Origin of the sequence: Micromonospora sp. WMMC273, assembly GCF_027460285.1 — a bacterium.
In the GTDB taxonomy this organism is placed as follows: Bacteria; Actinomycetota; Actinomycetes; order Mycobacteriales; family Micromonosporaceae; genus Micromonospora; species Micromonospora aurantiaca.
The window spans coordinates 5769875-5785440 of the sequence record NZ_JAPZBE010000001.1; the positions used below are offsets into that span (position 1 = coordinate 5769875).

At 73.9% G+C, this 15566-nt stretch carries 11 protein-coding genes; 3 read left to right on the plus strand and 8 right to left on the minus strand.

Translation table 11 applies throughout. The annotated features are described in order from the left end of the window. Nucleotides 1-52: 52 nt before the first annotated feature. From folE to O7611_RS26850, 4 genes are all read right to left on the minus strand, one after another. A complete protein-coding gene (gene folE / locus O7611_RS26835) occupies nucleotides 53-670 on the minus strand; it encodes a GTP cyclohydrolase I FolE (protein ID WP_269697778.1) in 618 nt (205 codons plus the stop codon). Nucleotides 671-756: 86 nt separating this feature from the next. Next, nucleotides 757-2769 carry an ATP-dependent zinc metalloprotease FtsH gene (gene ftsH, locus O7611_RS26840; protein ID WP_135242355.1) on the minus strand — a complete coding sequence of 671 codons (2013 nt, stop codon included), beginning with the start codon at nucleotides 2767-2769 and terminating at the stop codon, nucleotides 757-759. Nucleotides 2770-3148: 379 nt separating this feature from the next. Then, a complete protein-coding gene (hpt, locus tag O7611_RS26845; RefSeq protein ID WP_013288988.1) occupies nucleotides 3149-3724 on the minus strand; it encodes a hypoxanthine phosphoribosyltransferase in 576 nt (191 codons plus the stop codon). A 99-nt stretch (nucleotides 3725-3823) separates the two neighbouring features. Beyond that, nucleotides 3824-3973: a hypothetical protein gene (locus tag O7611_RS26850; RefSeq protein ID WP_194802014.1), complete on the minus strand. Its 150-nt coding sequence runs from the start codon at nucleotides 3971-3973 to the stop codon at nucleotides 3824-3826. Nucleotides 3974-4111: 138 nt separating this feature from the next. Here O7611_RS26850 and O7611_RS26855 point away from each other — a divergent pair, with 138 nt between their 5' ends. Then, on the plus strand, nucleotides 4112-5071 hold the full coding sequence (locus tag O7611_RS26855; protein WP_194801961.1) for a GlxA family transcriptional regulator: 960 nt from the start codon (nucleotides 4112-4114) through the stop codon (nucleotides 5069-5071). A gap of 232 nt (nucleotides 5072-5303) precedes the next feature. Here O7611_RS26855 and tilS read toward each other — a convergent pair whose 3' ends face one another. The 3 genes from tilS to dacB form a co-directional block, all read right to left on the minus strand. Next, the gene (gene tilS / locus O7611_RS26860) at nucleotides 5304-6233 is read right to left on the minus strand and encodes a tRNA lysidine(34) synthetase TilS (protein ID WP_269697779.1); all 930 of its coding nucleotides are present in this window, start codon (nucleotides 6231-6233) and stop codon (nucleotides 5304-5306) included. Between the two features lie 181 nt (nucleotides 6234-6414). Then, the gene (locus O7611_RS26865; protein ID WP_091426057.1) at nucleotides 6415-7482 is read right to left on the minus strand and encodes a zinc-dependent metalloprotease; all 1068 of its coding nucleotides are present in this window, start codon (nucleotides 7480-7482) and stop codon (nucleotides 6415-6417) included. 66 nt (nucleotides 7483-7548) lie between these two features. After that, entirely contained in the window at nucleotides 7549-8979 is a 1431-nt protein-coding gene (gene dacB / locus O7611_RS26870) for a D-alanyl-D-alanine carboxypeptidase/D-alanyl-D-alanine endopeptidase (RefSeq protein WP_194802011.1), read from the minus strand. 511 nt (nucleotides 8980-9490) lie between these two features. Here dacB and O7611_RS26875 point away from each other — a divergent pair. Beyond that, nucleotides 9491-9997 carry an inorganic diphosphatase gene (locus O7611_RS26875; RefSeq protein ID WP_013288994.1) on the plus strand — a complete coding sequence of 169 codons (507 nt, stop codon included), beginning with the start codon at nucleotides 9491-9493 and terminating at the stop codon, nucleotides 9995-9997. 55 nt (nucleotides 9998-10052) lie between these two features. Here the strand turns inward: O7611_RS26875 and eccD are convergent, their stop codons facing one another. After that, nucleotides 10053-11435 (minus strand): type VII secretion integral membrane protein EccD, encoded by a 1383-nt coding sequence (eccD, locus tag O7611_RS26880; RefSeq protein WP_269697780.1) that lies wholly within the window; start codon nucleotides 11433-11435, stop codon nucleotides 10053-10055. 105 nt (nucleotides 11436-11540) lie between these two features. Here eccD and eccCa point away from each other — a divergent pair, with 105 nt between their 5' ends. Further along, on the plus strand, nucleotides 11541-15479 hold the full coding sequence (gene eccCa, locus O7611_RS26885; protein WP_194801964.1) for a type VII secretion protein EccCa: 3939 nt from the start codon (nucleotides 11541-11543) through the stop codon (nucleotides 15477-15479). The last annotated feature ends 87 nt before the right edge of the window (nucleotides 15480-15566 follow it).

Sequence of the window (15566 nt, forward strand, 5' to 3'; positions counted from 1 at the left end):
CGACGGCCGCGCCTCCGGGCGGGAGTACGCGGCCGTCGGTGCCGGTCGAGGGTCAGCGGGCCATGATCAGTGCCATCGCCTCGGCCCGCGACTTCGCGTCGTTCTGGAGGCCGCCGCGCACGGCGGACGTGATGGTCTTCGCGCCGGACTTCTGGATGCCGCGCATCGCCATGCACATGTGCTCGCACTCCAGCACCACGATCACGCCGCGCGGGGCGAGGCTGGACATCAGCAGGTCGGCGATCTGCGAGGTGAGCCGCTCCTGCACCTGCGGCCGGCGGGCGAACACCTCGACCAGCCGGGCCAGCTTCGACAGGCCGGTGATCCGGCCGTCCGGGCCGGGGATGTAGCCGATGTGCGCGCTGCCCCGGAACGGCAGCAGGTGGTGCTCGCAGAGGCTCATCACGTCGATGTCCCGGACGAGCACCAGTTCCTCGTGGTTGGCCTCGAACGTGGTGCGGAGCACCTGGGCCGGGTCGACCCGCAGGCCGGCGAAGAGTTCGGCGTACGCGCGGGCGACCCGGGCCGGCGTCTGCTGGAGGCCGTCGCGGTCCGGGTTCTCGCCGACCGCGATGAGGATCTCACGGACCGCCTTCTCGATCCGGGCGAGGTCGACGCTGTCCTCCACCGGGCCGCCGGTGAGCTTGCCGCTGATCAGGCGTGCGGCCACGTAGTCGAGCGCGTCGTCGCCGTCGGGCTCGGTCGCGGAGACGGCCGACTCCCTGTGGTGGGAGCCGGCCGTCGTCGGATCGCTGTTCAGTGCGTACCGTCCGAGTTGTTGCTGGAACCACCGATCGAGGCGGCGGCGTCGGCGCGGGCCTGTGCGGCCAGCGCCTCCTTCTCGGCCGGGGTGAGCACCGGCGGCTCGGTGGAGGGCTGACGCTTGCCGAAGCCGTGGTACGGGGCCATCGGCGGGCGCTTGACCACCCGCGCACAGATGCGGGCCATGTCGGCGGTGGAGAGGGTCTCCTTCTCCATCAGCTCCAGGACCATGTTGTCCAGGACGTCCCGGTATTCCACCAGGATCTCCCAGGCCTCGTCGTGGGCCAGCTCGATCAGCGCACGCATTTCGCCGTCGATCTCGGCCGCCACCGCGTCGGAGTAGTCCCGCTCGTGGCCCATGTTGCGGCCGAGGAACGGCTCGTCGCCGCTGGTGCCGTACTTGATCGCACCGAGCTTGGAGCTCATGCCGTACTGCGTGATCATCGCGCGGGCCAGCTGCGTGGCCTTCTCGATGTCGTTGCCGGCACCGGTGGTCGGCTCGTGGAAGACCAGCTCCTCGGCCGCCCGGCCGCCCAGCGCGTACGCCAGGGTGTCGATCATCTCAGCCCGGGTCTGGGTGTACTTGTCCTCCGTGGGGAGCACGAGCGTGTGACCCAGCGAGCGACCCCGGGACAGGATGGTCACCTTGTGCACCGGCGCGGCGTGCGGCAGCGCCCAGGCGACCAGCGCGTGCCCACCCTCGTGGTACGCGGTGATCTTCTTCTCCTGGTCGCTCATCACCCGGGTCCGGCGCTGCGGGCCGGCGATCACCCGGTCGATCGACTCCTCCAGGGAGTCGTTGGTGATCGCCCGCTGCTCCTTACGAGCGGTGAGCAGCGCGGCCTCGTTGATCACGTTGGCCAGGTCGGCGCCGCTGAAACCCGGGGTACGCCGGGCGACCGCGTCGAGGTCGACGTCGGGCGTGAACGGCTTGCCCTTGGCGTGCACCCGCAGGATGGCCTTGCGGCCCTCCATGTCGGGGGCGTCGACCGGGATCTGCCTGTCGAACCGGCCCGGGCGCAGCAGCGCCGGGTCGAGGATGTCCGGCCGGTTGGTGGCGGCGATCAGGATGACCCCGCCCTTGGTGTCGAAGCCGTCCATCTCGACAAGCAGCTGGTTGAGCGTCTGCTCCCGCTCGTCGTGACCGCCGCCCATACCGGCGCCGCGGTGGCGGCCGACGGCGTCGATCTCGTCCACGAAGACGATCGCCGGAGCGTTCGACTTGGCCTGCTCGAACAGGTCGCGGACGCGGCTGGCGCCGACACCGACGAACATCTCGACGAAGTCGGAGCCGGAAATGGAGTAGAAGGGCACCCCGGCCTCGCCGGCGACCGCGCGGGCCAGCAGCGTCTTGCCGGTACCGGGCGGGCCGAACAGCAGCACGCCCTTCGGGATCTTGGCGCCCAGGGCCTGGTATTTCGCCGGGTTCTGCAGGAAGTCCTTGATCTCGTGCAGTTCCTCGACGGCCTCGTCCGCACCCGCGACGTCAGCGAAGGTGGTCTTCGGCGTGTCCTTGGTGATCATCTTCGCCTTGGACTTGCCGAAGTTGAGCACCCGGGAACCGCCACCCTGCATCTGCGACATGAAGAACAGCAGCAGGAGCACGAGCAGCGCGATGGGAAGCAGGTTGACCAGCAGGCTGACCCAGATGCTGTCCGACGACACCTTGGTGTCGACCGGGCCGGTGATGCGGTCCGCCGCCTCGGCCTCGCGTACCTGGTTCCAGACCTGGCCGCCGACCTCGTACGGGAACTGCGCCTCGATCTTGTCAGTGGTGGTGTCGCCGTCGAACTTGGCCTTGTCCTTCAGGTCGAGCTGGAGCGTCTGCTCCTTGTCCTGGAAGACGACCTTCTCGATGCCACCCTTGTTGAGCTGGTCGAGCGCGACGGACGTGTCCACCCGGTGGTAGCTGGGACCAGCGGTGAACAGTTGACTGAGCACAACGGCGCCGAGGATGACCAGGATGATCCAGACCACCGGTCGGCGGAAGAAACGCGTACGTTCCATGCTGTAGTCGGGTGCCGAGGCGCCCGCATCCTCCTGATCGACGTCCTGACCGTCTGAATGGTGTCGCCGCCTTGAGCGGCGGCCGGGGCCGCCGTGCGGGCCGGCCCGACCCCCGGGGCACGCAAACTGCCGCACCACGGTCATTCGACGGTACACCGTTCGGGCGACGCGTGAGCTTGCGAGCCCGGCACTTACGCGTAGGGCGAACCCGGGTTTGGAGCCGGCGTGGCGGGGAGCTCCCACCCGGCCCGCCCACACCGCACGGTCACGCGGTTCGAGGGGCCGGGCGTGGAGGGTGCCTCCACGTCACCGGCTCCTACCGTAGACCGGAAGACTGAGAGCCCGCTGAATGTCAGCTGACGAAGGGCTCGGCAGAGCCTCAGGCCCGCGCGTACACCTCGGGCTTGAGCACCCCGACGTAGGGCACCTCGCGGTACCGCTCGCCGAAGTCGAGCCCGTAGCCCACGACGAACTCGGTGGGGATGTCGAACCCGACGTACTTGACCGGGACCTGCACCTTGACCGCGTCCGGCTTGCGGAACAGCGCGACCACCTCGACGCTCGCCGCGGAGCGCGACTCCAGGTAGCGCAGCAGCCAGGACAGCGTCAGACCGGAGTCGACGATGTCCTCGACGACCACCACGTGGCGGCCGGCGATGTCCCGGTCCAGGTCCTTGAGGATGCGGACCACGCCGGACGAGGTGGTGCCCTGGCCGTAGGACGAGACGGCCATGAACTCCAGTTCGGCGGGCGGACCCTGGCGGCCCAGCGCGCGGGCGAAGTCGGCCATGAACATGACCGCTCCCTTGAGCACACACACGAGCAGCAGGCCGTCCTCGACGTGGGCGTAGTCCGCCGAGACCTGCTTGGCCAGCTCCGCGGTCTTGTCGCGGATCTGCGCCTCCGAGATGATCACGTGGTCGATGTCGGCGTCGTACCAGGAGCCGTCAGCCATGCTCCTAGCCTGCCGTACGCCCCCGCGCCGCCGTCGGCGGGGCCGCCCCTTTTGGCGCGGTCCCGCCGGGGATTTTCGGCGCGAACTGAATAAATCACCTCAGCAGGTACGGGAGCGCCAGCGTTGCCCGTCGTCGCTCGGCTTCCAGTCGGCCGAGTCGCGGGTGTCGGCGGTGAACCCGAGGGCGCTGGCGCCGACGAGGAGGAGCAGGAAGAGCAGGAGCAGCAGAACGGTCATGGCGGCGCTCACTTTCGCATGGTTGAGACTGTTTTCGCCGCCGGTGCGCACCGGACACCATTGATTCTGCGGCCCACCGACCGATCCGGACAGTGGCAGGAATGTCACCGGGCATCGATTTCCTGCCAGATGTCGGGTTACCCTCGTCACATGCTCCGCTCGGTCGCCGTCATCGTCATGGACCAGGTCGCCGCGTTCGAACTCGGCGTGCTCGCGGAGGTCTTCGGCACCGACCGCACCGCCGACGGCTTTCCCGAATACCGGTTCGACGTGTGCACCGCCGACGGCAGCGCGGTCCGCAGCCGGTCCGGGTTCCTGCTCACCCCCACCGCCGACCTGGGCGCGGTCGAGGACGCCGATCTGGTGGCGGTGCCCGCGCACGCCGACGGCACCCCGGTACCCGAACCGGTGCTCGCCGCGCTGCGCCGCGCCGCCGACCGGGGCGCCTGGCTGCTCAGCGTCTGCGCCGGCGCGTTCGTCCTCGGCGAGGCGGGCGTGCTCGACGGGCGCGACTGCACCACCCACTGGCGGTACACCGACGAGTTGCAGCGGCGCTTCCCGGCCGCCCGGGTCCAGTGCGATTCGCTCTACGTGCAGGACGACCGCCTGCTCACCAGCGCCGGCACCGCCGCCGGCATCGACGCCTGCCTGCATCTGGTACGCCAGGAGCACGGCTCCGCGGTGGCGACCCGGCTGGCCCGCCGGATGGTCGTCCCGCCGCACCGCGACGGCGGCCAGTCGCAGTACGTCGAGGCGCCGATCCCCAAGGCGCCCGAGGCGGCCACCCTGGAACCGGTGCTGGAGTGGCTGATGGGACACCTGCGCCGGCAGGTGACTGTGGACGAACTCGCGGCACGCGCCGGCATGGCCCCGCGGACGTTCGCCCGCCGGTTCCGCGCCGAGACCGGCACCACCCCGCACGACTGGGTGACCAACCAGCGGGTGCTGCTGGCCCGGCACCTGCTGGAGGACACAACGCTCAGCGTGGAGGGCGTGGCCGAGCAGGCCGGCTTCGGCGACGCGGCGGCCCTGCGGCACCACTTCACCCGCCGGGTGGGCACCACCCCGCTGGCCTACCGCACGACTTTCCGAGACCGCCAGACCACCTGACCCCCCACCCCCACCCCCACCCCCGCCCCGCCCGGGTCTGCCCCGTCGATCATGAAGTTGACCGCAATTTGCGCCTGTTTTCTCCCCGTCAACCTCATGATCGACGCCCCCGGGCGCACCCCTGGAGCGGTGATCAAGGAGTTTGCGGGCTCGAGAGGGGCGGATCGGGACCAGAAGTCCTTGATCAACGGGGCGGGGATGAGTGGGCAGGGCGGGGCGGAGGGTGCGCGGGTCAGGGCAGGAGTTGGCCTGCGTGGCGGCGTACCTGGTGGTTGCCGGGTAGGTGCACCGGGCCCTGTCCGTGCCAGGCCGTGACCAGGGCGTCCAGCGCCGCCACGTGACTGTGGGACAGCGCGGCCGGCGTCGCGCCCAGCTCACGGGCCCAGGCGTGCAGCACCCGGGTACGGACGGCGGCCGGCAACTCGGCGAGTCCGGCTACGGACAGCCCACCGTCAGCGGTCCGGACGTCGGCGAGCGCGGCGTCGGCGAGCGCGGCGAGTGCGGCGTTGTCGGCCGCGAGCAGCCCGGCGGTACGGGCCAGGTTCGCCACCACCCCCGGCCCGAGCGCGTCGACGAGTGCCGGCAGCGCGTCGGACCGGACCCGCGCCCGGGCGTACGCGGGGTCGGCGTTGTGCGGGTCCGCCCACGGGTCGAGCCCGAGCGCGGCGCAGGCGGCCCGGGTGTCGGCGCGCGTGACGTCGAGCAGCGGGCGGAGCAGGGATACCCCGTCGACGTCGCGCCGCTCCGGCATCCCGGACAGCCCGCGCGGTCCGGCGCCCCGGGCCAGCGCCAGCAGGACGGTCTCGGCCTGGTCGTCGCGCGTGTGCCCGAGCAGCACCCCGGCTGCGTCGTAGCGGCGGGCTGCCGCGATCAGCGCCTCGTACCGGGCCTCGCGGGCGGCCGCCTCGGGTCCGCCGGGCCGGCCGTCCACCCGTACCGGAAGCACCTCGACCGGGTCGAGCCCTTCGGCGCGGGCCCAGCCGGCGACCGCCTCCGCCCGGTCGGCGGACCCGGCTTGCAGGCCGTGGTCGACCGTCACCAGGCCGGCCTGCCGCCCGAGCCGGGGGGCCACGAACGCGGTGGCGGCGGCGAGCGCGAGCGAGTCGGCCCCGCCGGAACAGGCCACCAGCACCGGGCCGGCGCCGGACAGACCCGTCAGCATCCGGCGGACCGCGAGCCGCACCGCGGCAACGGCGGGAGCGGGCGACGGCGAGCGGCGCGACCGAACGCCGGAATCAGCCCGGCCCGCGGAAGAAGCCGAACCGAGCGGACCAACGGAATCAGCCGGACCGGCCGGATCAGCCGAGCCGGCGGGACCGCCCGGCACGACCGGGCCGGCCGGATCAGCCGACGGGCGGGGTGGCACCGGCGGGACCGTGTACGCGGGACACCCAGGCGTCCGGGTCGCCCAACTCGTCGAGGCGGGGCAGCGTCAGCGGGGACGAGAAGATCTTGTTGAAGCCCGCCATCCCCACCCGGTCGACGACGCCGTGCACGAACTTGCGGCCCTCGGCGTACTGGCGCATCTTGACCTCGATGCCGAGCAACCGCCGGATCGCCTTCTCCAGCGGGTTGCCGGACTCGCGGCGCCGGTTGAACGCCGCCCGGATCGACTCGACGCTGGGGATGACCTGCGGGCCGACGCCGTCCATGACGAACTCGGCGTGGCCCTCCAGCAGCGTCATCAGCGCGGTCAGCCGGTCCAGCACGGCGCGCTGGGCCGGGGTCTGCACGATGTCCAGCACGCTGGCCCGGCTCTCCGGGTCCTTCACCGCGTCGGAGAGCGTGGCGACACCCCGGCGGAGCCGCTCCAGCAGGTGCTCGCCGCCCTGGGAGGCGTCCACGAACGCCTGCACCTCGCCGAGGAAGTACGCGCGCATCCACGGCACGGCGGTGAACTGGGTGCGGTGGGTGACCTCGTGCAGGCACACCCAGAGCCGGAAGTCGCGCGAGTCGGCACCGAGCTTCCGCTCGACCTCGAGGATGTTCGGCGCCACCAGCAGCAGCTGGCCGGGGTCCCCGGCGAAGACCTCGTACTGGCCGAGCACGCGGCCGGAGAGGTACGCCAGCACGGTGCCGGCCTGCACACCTGTCACCCGGGAGCCGATCGCCTCGGTGAGCGCGCCCGGCCGCTTGTCGCCGGAGAGGCGCTCGACCAGCGGGGAGACCACCTCACGCAGCCCGGCGATGTTCGCCGCCGCCCAGTCCCGGCGGTCGACCACGCGTACCGGCGGGTGCGCGACCTGCGCGCGCAGGCCGGTGTAGTCGGCGACGTGACCGGCCGCCTCGTCGGTCAGCCGGCGCAGGTCGCCGACCACGTCGGTGGCCTCGGCGTACGACACCCGGGGGCCCGACTTGCTCAGCGCCCCCGCTGTCGCGGCGGCCAGATCCCAGTCCACGAACTGCGCCATGAACCCACCGTACCCGCGCCGGAACACCCCTACCCGGGCTCGCGCCGACCGATCGACGCCCGTCGGTCAGCGGCAGCCGCACCCGGCCAGCGCGGAACTGATCCGGTCCAGCGCCGCCCGGGTGTCGTCCAGCGAGCCCTGCGTCCGGTCGGTGAGCACGGCGAACGTGAGCAGCCGGCCGTCGGCGGTGGTCACCGTGCCGGCGATCGCGTTGACGCCGCTCAGCGTGCCGGTCTTGGCCCGGACGACGCCCGCTCCGGCGCGGGTCGCCGCCGCCCGGTAGCGCTCGTCGAGCGTGCCGGACCAGCCGCCGACCGGCAGTCCGCCGAAGATCGCCGCGAGTTCGGGGTGGCTGCCGTTGCCGGCGAGCGTGATCAGGTCGGTGAGCAGCGAGGGGCTGATCCGGTTGGTGCGGGACAGCCCGCTGCCGTCGGCCAGGCTGATCTCACCGGCCGGCAGGCCCAGCTCGCCGAGCACCTGGTCGGTCGCGGCCGCGCCGCCGACGAACGAGCCGGGCTTGCCCTTGGCGAGCGCCACCTGGCGGGCCATCGCCTCGGCGATCACGTTGTCGCTGTCGCTGATCATGATGTCGACCAGCCGGATCATCGGCAGGGACTCGACAGTGCCCAGCTCGGCGCCGGGGGCCGTACCCGTGGCGCCGGAGGCGGCCGGCGCGGTGCCCCGGGTGACCTGGGCGGCGCCGCCGGTCAGGCCGAGCAGCTTGGCGAACTGGCGGCCGGCGGTCAGGTCGGGCTGCGGCACCCGCTCGGCGGCGTGGTTCGTCTGCTCGGCGGTGCGCCGCGCCTCCGCCGGGTTCTTCCGGGCGCCGTCGGTCATCAGCGCGGTGATCGCCGCGCCGAAGCCGCCGGTGGGGATGTCGGAGTCCCAGCCGGGCTCGAAGACGGGGCCGCTGAACAGCGACGAGTCGACGATCACCTTGGTCGGGGCGGTGCCGCCGAGCGCGTCGCGCACCTGGGCGGCGAGGTCGTCCAGCCGGGCCGCGCCCGGGTAGAAGCCGTTCTTGTCCACGGCGAGCGTGGGGTCACCGCCGCCGACCAGGACCACCTCGCCCGGGTTGGCGCCGGCCACGGCCCGGGTCGGGATCCGGTAGGCGGGACCGCGCGCCGCGAGCACCGCCACCCCGGTCGCCAGCTTGGTCACCGAGGCGGGCACGGTGGGTGTGTCCTGGCCGCTGCCGTAGAGCCCCTGGCCGGTGCTCACGTCGGCCACCGAAACGTGCACCCGGTCGCCGAGCGCGGCAGCGCGGACCAGCGGGTCCAGGGCGGCGCGGATGCCGGCCTCGGTGGGCAGCGGGGCGTTGCCGTCCGGCCCGGCCAGCACGGCCGGCGGGGAGGGCTCGGGCGGCGCGGCGACCGCCGTACCCGTGCTGTCGTCGTCGCCCAGCCACCCGGCGACCGGGCCGGGGCGCAGCACGGCGAGCCCGGCCACCGCCAGGGCCAGCACGAGCACGCAGGCGAGCGCCGCGACGAGCCGCAGGCTACGTCGCGGCCGGCCCGGGGGCGGCCCGGAGGGTGCGGGCGGCGCGGCGCCGACCGGCGGGACCGGCGGGCTGACCGGGATCGAGTCCGGCGCGCCGGGCCGGTTCAGCGCAGCCGTGGGATCGTGCGGCGGCCCGACGCGGGCCGAGCCGCTCGCCGGGCCGGAGCCGTGATGCAGCGGGCCGGGGCCGTGGTGGGGCGGGCCGACGCGGGCGGACCCGGTGGCCGGAGAGGGACGATGAGGGACGTTGGCCCCCGGGACGGACACCCGTCCGGTGGCCCCGCCGGAACCGGAACCGGCGGACCCGCGCCCGTCAACCCTCTCGGGGCGGTAGTGTGAATCTTCCCTCCCCACGGCCCCCTCCTCCCCGCTCGAAATCGCCTTGGGCGACACTACTTCGGTCCGAACACTATGCGGCGGCCGGAGCCGACGGGGGGCGTTCACCCCGCGCCGGGGGTGAGCCGCTGGTTTCCGTTAGCCAGCGTGGGCAAACGAGGGAGCGTGGAAGATGGATTTCGACGTCACGGTTGAGATCCCCAAGGGTCACCGGAACAAGTACGAGGTAGACCACGCGACCGGCCGCATCCGGCTGGACCGCACCCTCTTCACCTCCACGCAGTACCCGGCCGACTACGGGTTCATCGAGGGCACCCTGGGCGAGGACGGCGACCCGCTGGACGCGCTGGTGCTGGTGCCGGAGCCGACGTTCCCGGGCTGCCTGATCCGCTGCCGCACCATCGGCATGTTCCGGATGACGGACGAGAAGGGCGGCGACGACAAGGTCCTCTGCGTGCCCTACGAGGACCCGCGTCAGGAGCACCTGCGCGACATCCACCACCTGGGCGAGTTCGACCGGCTGGAGATCCAGCACTTCTTCGAGGTCTACAAGGACCTGGAGCCGGGCAAGTCGGTCGAGGGCGCGACCTGGGTGGGCCGGGTCGAGGCTGAGGCGGAGATCGCCGCGTCGTACCGGCGCGCCAAGGAGGCCGAGGAGCGCGGCGAGACGCTGCACTGACGATCATGCTTGCCGGGGGCCCGGGTCGCGCTTCGCGACCCGGGCCTCCGCGTGTTCAGGCGAGCAGGTCGCGGGCCCGGTCGTAGAGGCCGAGCACCGCGCAGGCCACCGGCACGACAGCGACGACGAGCGCGGTGTCGGTCAGGTCGGCCAGCCGGCCGAGGTACGGGGAGACGGGCCGCCGGGCATACGTGGCGCCGGCGGTGACCGCCGTCAGGGCCAGGGCCAGCCCGCCCACAGTCAGCGCGAGCCGGGCACCCGGACCGGCTCGGCCGGCCAGCACCACCCCCAGCAGCGCGAACCCGGTCAACCCGGCGACGATCGCCGGCACCCGGTGCCGTACCGCCACGAACAGGCGGGAGCGCAGCAGCAGCACCCCGCAGGCGACGGCGGCGAGCAGCAGCCCGGCGGTCCGGCCGACGCAGACGAGCACCGCGACCGCGCCGACGGCGAGCACCGCGTGGCCGAGCAGCATTCCGGTGAGCACCTCCTCGGCGCGCGCCACTGCCGCGTGCACCCGGCCCCGGTCCGGCAGGTCCCGGGTGCCGGCCGGGCTGGGCAGGGTGAGCGGCGGCAGCGGCAGCTTGCCGACCCGGATGGCCAGCAGCGGCAGCCCGCCGAGCGCGAACACCAGCACGGCGAGCAGGACCGCGGCGGTGCCCTCCGGGTCGAGCAGCAGCCCGCCGAGCGCTGCCGCCACGCCCGCCACGCCGACAGTCACCCCGGCCACGAAGACGCGGGACCGGCTGGCCACGCCGAGCAGGCCGAGCACCGCCACCAGCAGCAGCGCCACCGAGCCGACCAGCAGTTCGGGGGCGCCCACCCAGCGCAGGCCGGGGATCGGGCCGACCGGATCGCCGGAGGCGACCGCGAGCGCACCGGCCACCGCGGCCCAGGGCAGCGCGTACCCGCCGAGCGTGGCGCCGACCGGGCCGTCGCCGTACGCCCGGGACGCCGCGGTGGCGGTGAGCACCAGGATCAGGGCGACCGCCGCGGCGACCGGCCAGCCGCGCGCGCCCGGCCCGGCCGCGACCACGGCGACCAGGCCGACGGCCAGGGGTACGGCGGCACCGGCGAGCGCCGCGGCCCGGGTGGCCCGGCCGGACCAGGCGGCACCCCGGCGCCGGGCGCCGTCCACTATCGCCTCGACCACGTCGTCGTACTCCAACTCGGGCCACTGCGCGCGAGCCGGCACCAGGTGCAGGACCTCGCCGTCGCGCACGCCCTGCGGCAGCAGCGCCTGGGCGGTGGTGAGCACCGCCCCGTCGGTCCGGCGCAGCACCCACCCGCCGTGCCGTTCCCCGTCGTCGGCCAGTCCCTCCCCGGCGTGCCGGAGCACCTCGGGCAGCAGCTCGGCCAGGGGCACCTGCTCCGGTAGGGCCACGTCGACCCGCCGCCTGGGCGCGCTGATCGTGACCCGGGCGAGCCCGCTTGTCATCGAGGCATCTCCATATCGGGCGGAAGGAGTGGGCTGACGGACGAGAGGACTTTACCTACGATGAGCCAGGCTCGGGTTACCCAGAGCCACTTCCGGGGAGGGTGAGTGTCCACTGTCGTCATCAAGCGGCCGCCACGCCGCCCGGCACCGGAGATCCCGGTCGGTGAGCTGCCCGTCGAGGCGCCGCCGGAGATCCCCGCCGCTGCGGGCGGGCGCTGGCAGCAGGCGCTGATGGTGCTGCCGATGCTCGGCGGGACGGTGGCCATGGCGATGATGTTCGGCCGCGGCGGCGGTGCCTACTCGTACGTGGTGGGCGGCATGTTCGGCCTCTCCTCGCTGGCGATGCTGGTGACCACCTGGGGCAGCGCCGGGCCGAAGAAGTCCGAGCTGATGGCCGCCCGCCGGGAATACCTGCGCCACCTGGCCACGCTCCGGCGCCGGGTGCGGGAGACGGCCGGGGCCCAGCGGGCCGGGCTGTCCTACCGCCATCCCGAGCCGGGGCGGCTCTGGTCGACAGTCGACAGTCACCGGGTCTGGGAGCGCCGGCCGGCCGACCCGGACTTCGCGGTGGTCCGGGTCGGTGTGGGCCCGCAGACGCTCGCCACCCCGCTGGTCCCGCCGGTCACCCGCCCGCTGGAGGAACTGGAGCCGATGACGGCCGGGGCGCTGCGGCGCTTCCTGGACGCGTACTCGGTGGTGCCGGACCTGCCGGTGGCGCTGTCGCTGCGCAGTTTCGCCCGGGTCTTCGTGCGCGGCCCGGCCGGCCAGGTACGCGGCGCCGGCTCGCCCGCCGGGCAGGCGCTGGCCCGGGCGGTGCTCACCCAGCTCGCCGTCTTCCACGCGCCGGACGAGCTGCTGATCGCGGTCTGCGCCGGGCCGGAACGCCGCAGCGCCTGGGAGTGGGTGAAGTGGCTGCCGCACGCCCACCATCCGGCGCGCACCGACGCGCTGGGCCCGGTGCGGCTGGTCACCAGCTCCGCCGCCGACCTGGAACGGCTGCTCGACGACGTACTCGGCGCCCGGTCCCGGTTCAGCCCGCACGGCACCGCGACCGACGGGCCGCACGTCGTGGTGGTGCTCGACGGCGGTGACCTGACCGGCGCGACCGACCTGGCCGGCGACGGCGGCATCGACGCCGTCACCGTGCTCGACCTGGACACTCCGCCGCCCCGGCTGCTCGACCGGTACGCGCTCCTGCTCGACCTGGTCGACGGCCGGCTGCACTCGCACTCCGCGGAGGGGCACGCCGAGGTGGGTGCCGCCGACGCGCTGGCGCCCGCCGACGCGGAGGCGGTGGCCCGGCGGCTCGCGCCACTACGGCTGGCCGGCACGGTACGCGGACCGGATGCGCCGCCCGGCACCGAGCTGGGCCTGCCCGAGCTACTGGGTCTGGGCGACCCGGAGAGCTTCACCGCCGAGCAGGGCTGGGCGCCCCGGGCCGCGCGGGACCGGCTGCGGGTGCCGATCGGGGTGGGCGCCGACGGCGGGGCGATCGACCTGGATCTGAAGGAGTCGGCGCAGGACGGCATGGGCCCGCACGGCCTGTTGATCGGCGCGACCGGCTCGGGCAAGTCGGAGCTGCTGCGCACACTGGTGCTCGGGCTGGCCGCCACGCACAGCTCGGAGCAGCTCAACTTCGTGCTCGTCGACTTCAAGGGCGGCGCCACGTTCGCGTCGTTCGAGCGGCTGCCGCACACCGCCGCCGTGATCACCAACCTGGCCGACGCGCTGCCGCTCGTGGACCGGATGGTGGACGCGATAAACGGGGAGCTGATGCGCCGGCAGGAGTTGCTGCGCCGGGCCGGCAACTTCGCGAGCGTGCGCGACTACGAGCGGGCCCGGGCGGCCGGATCCCCGCTGGCCCCGCTGCCGTCGCTGCTGCTGATCTGCGACGAGTTCTCCGAGCTGCTGTCCGCCAAGCCCGACTTCATCGACCTGTTCGTGCAGATCGGCCGGCTGGGCCGGTCGCTGGGTGTGCACCTGCTGCTGGCGAGCCAGCGGCTGGAGGAGGGACGGCTGCGCGGGCTGGACACGCACCTGTCGTACCGGATCGGGTTGCGGACGTTCTCGGCGCTGGAGTCCCGGACTGTGCTGGGCGTGCCGGACGCGCACGAGCTGCCGCGCAGTCCGGGGCACGGCTACCTGCGCTCGGGCACCGACCCGCTGGTCCGGTTCCGGGCCGCGTACGTCTCCGGGGCGGTCCGCCGGCGCGGCGGGGCGGCGGGCGCGTCCGGCGCCGGCGAGGCACGGGTGCTCGCGTTCTCCACCCACCTGGTCCCGGTGCCCGAGCCGCCCGCGCCCGTCGCCCCGCCCGCCGAGGACGACAGCGGCGAGACGCTGCTGGACCTGCTCGTGGACCGGCTGGCCGGGCAGGGCCCGCCCGCGCACCAGGTGTGGCTGCCGCCGCTGGACGCCTCGCCCGCCCTGGACGAGCTGCTCGGCCCGGTCGGCGCCGCCCCGGTACGCGGGCTCACTGTCGCGAATCCGGAGCTGCACGGGGCGCTGCAGGTGCCGGTGGCGGTGGTCGACAAGCCGTTCGAGCAGCGGCGCGACCTGCTCTGGCTGGCGCTGGACGGCGCGGCCGGGCACGTCGCGGTGGTCGGCACCACCCGCAGTGGCCGGTCCAGTCTGCTGCGCACCCTGGTCTGCGCGCTCGCACTCACCCACACCCCGGCCGAGGTGCAGGTCTACTGCCTCGACTTCGGCAGCGGGACGCTCGGCACGCTGCGCGACCTGCCGCACGTGGGCGGTGTCAGCGGGCGCACCGACGGCACCGCGGTGCGCCGTACCGTCGGCGAGGTCGCCGGTCTGCTGGCCGAACGGGAGCGGCGTTTCGCCGAGGCCGGTGTGGAGTCGATGGCCGCGTGGCGACGGCGGCGGGCGGCGGGCGCGCCGGACCCGTTCGGGGACGTGTTCCTGGTGGTCGACGGCTGGAACACGCTGCGCGGCGAGTACGAGGACCTGGAACCCCTGGTCACCGAGCTCGCCACCCGGGGCCTGGCGTACGGGGTGCACGTGGTGGCGAGCGCGCTGCGCTGGTCGGACTTCCGCCCGGCGATCCGCGACCTGTTCGGCTCCCGGCTGGAGTTGCGTCTCGGCGACCCGGCCGACTCGGTGGTGGTCAAGCGCGCGCTGGCGGCCACCGTGCCGGAGGAGCGGCCGGGCCGCGGCATCACCGCCGGCGGCCTGCACTTCCTCACCGCCGAGCCGCGCGTCGAGGCGCTCGGCGCGGAGACCGCCGACCTGGTCAAGGCGGTAGCCGGCGCGTGGAGCGGTCCGCCCGCGCCCCAGGTACGGCTGCTCCCGCCGGTGCTGCCGTACGCCGAGCTGGACCAGAGCGCGACGAGCGGGCCGGCGTTCCCGATCGGCGTGGCCGAGGCGGACCTGTCCCAGGTGGTGCTGGACTTCGCGACCGAGCCGAACTTCCTGGTCTTCGGCGACGCCGAGTGCGGCAAGTCGTCGTTCCTGCGGGCGCTCGCCACCTCGATCGTCAACCGGTTCACCCCGGAGCAGGCCCGGGTGATGCTCGTGGACTACCGGCGCAGCCTGATGGGCGTGATCGAGACGCCGCACCTGATCGGGTACGGCACCGCCGCGCCGCACACCGCCGAGCTGATCGAGTCGGCCGCCGGTTATCTCCAGGGGCGGCAGCCGGGGCCGGAGGTGACACCGGCACAGTTGCGCAGCCGGTCGTGGTGGACGGGACCGGAGCTGTTCGTGCTCGTGGACGACTACGACCTGGTGGCGGGCGGGCCGACGAACCCGTTGCGGGCGCTGGAGGACCACCTGCCGCACGCGCGGGACGTCGGGCTGCACCTGGTGCTGGCGCGGCGCACCGGCGGCGCCGGGCGGACCGCGTACGAGCCGATCGTGCAGCGGCTGCGCGAGCTGTCCACGGCCGGGCTGGTGATGTCGGGCGGGCCGGAGGAGGGCACGCTCGTCGGCCAGGTGAAGGCCGGGCCGCTGCCGCCGGGGCGGGCGCGTCTGGTCACCCGCCGGGAGGGGGTGCGCCTGGTGCAGCTGGCGTATCTCCCGCCCGGGTGATCAGGCTGGCCGAGTTGCCCCGTGACGGCCGGGGCAACCGGTAATCTCCGTGCAGCATGTGTCTGACGCGACCGAACGGCTGGGGAA

What these genes read in the sequence shown, in the direction of transcription:
- ftsH (WP_135242355.1), bottom strand. Translation starts at nt 2,769, where the DNA reads ATGGAACGTACGCGTTTCTTCCGCCGACCGGTGGTCTGGATCATCCTG.
- O7611_RS26875 (WP_013288994.1), top strand. Translation starts at nt 9,491, where the DNA reads ATGGATTTCGACGTCACGGTTGAGATCCCCAAGGGTCACCGGAACAAG.
- hpt (WP_013288988.1), bottom strand. Translation starts at nt 3,724, where the DNA reads ATGGCTGACGGCTCCTGGTACGACGCCGACATCGACCACGTGATCATC.
- tilS (WP_269697779.1), bottom strand. Translation starts at nt 6,233, where the DNA reads ATGCTGACGGGTCTGTCCGGCGCCGGCCCGGTGCTGGTGGCCTGTTCC.
- O7611_RS26865 (WP_091426057.1), bottom strand. Translation starts at nt 7,482, where the DNA reads ATGGCGCAGTTCGTGGACTGGGATCTGGCCGCCGCGACAGCGGGGGCG.
- O7611_RS26855 (WP_194801961.1), top strand. Translation starts at nt 4,112, where the DNA reads ATGCTCCGCTCGGTCGCCGTCATCGTCATGGACCAGGTCGCCGCGTTC.
- eccD (WP_269697780.1), bottom strand. Translation starts at nt 11,435, where the DNA reads ATGACAAGCGGGCTCGCCCGGGTCACGATCAGCGCGCCCAGGCGGCGG.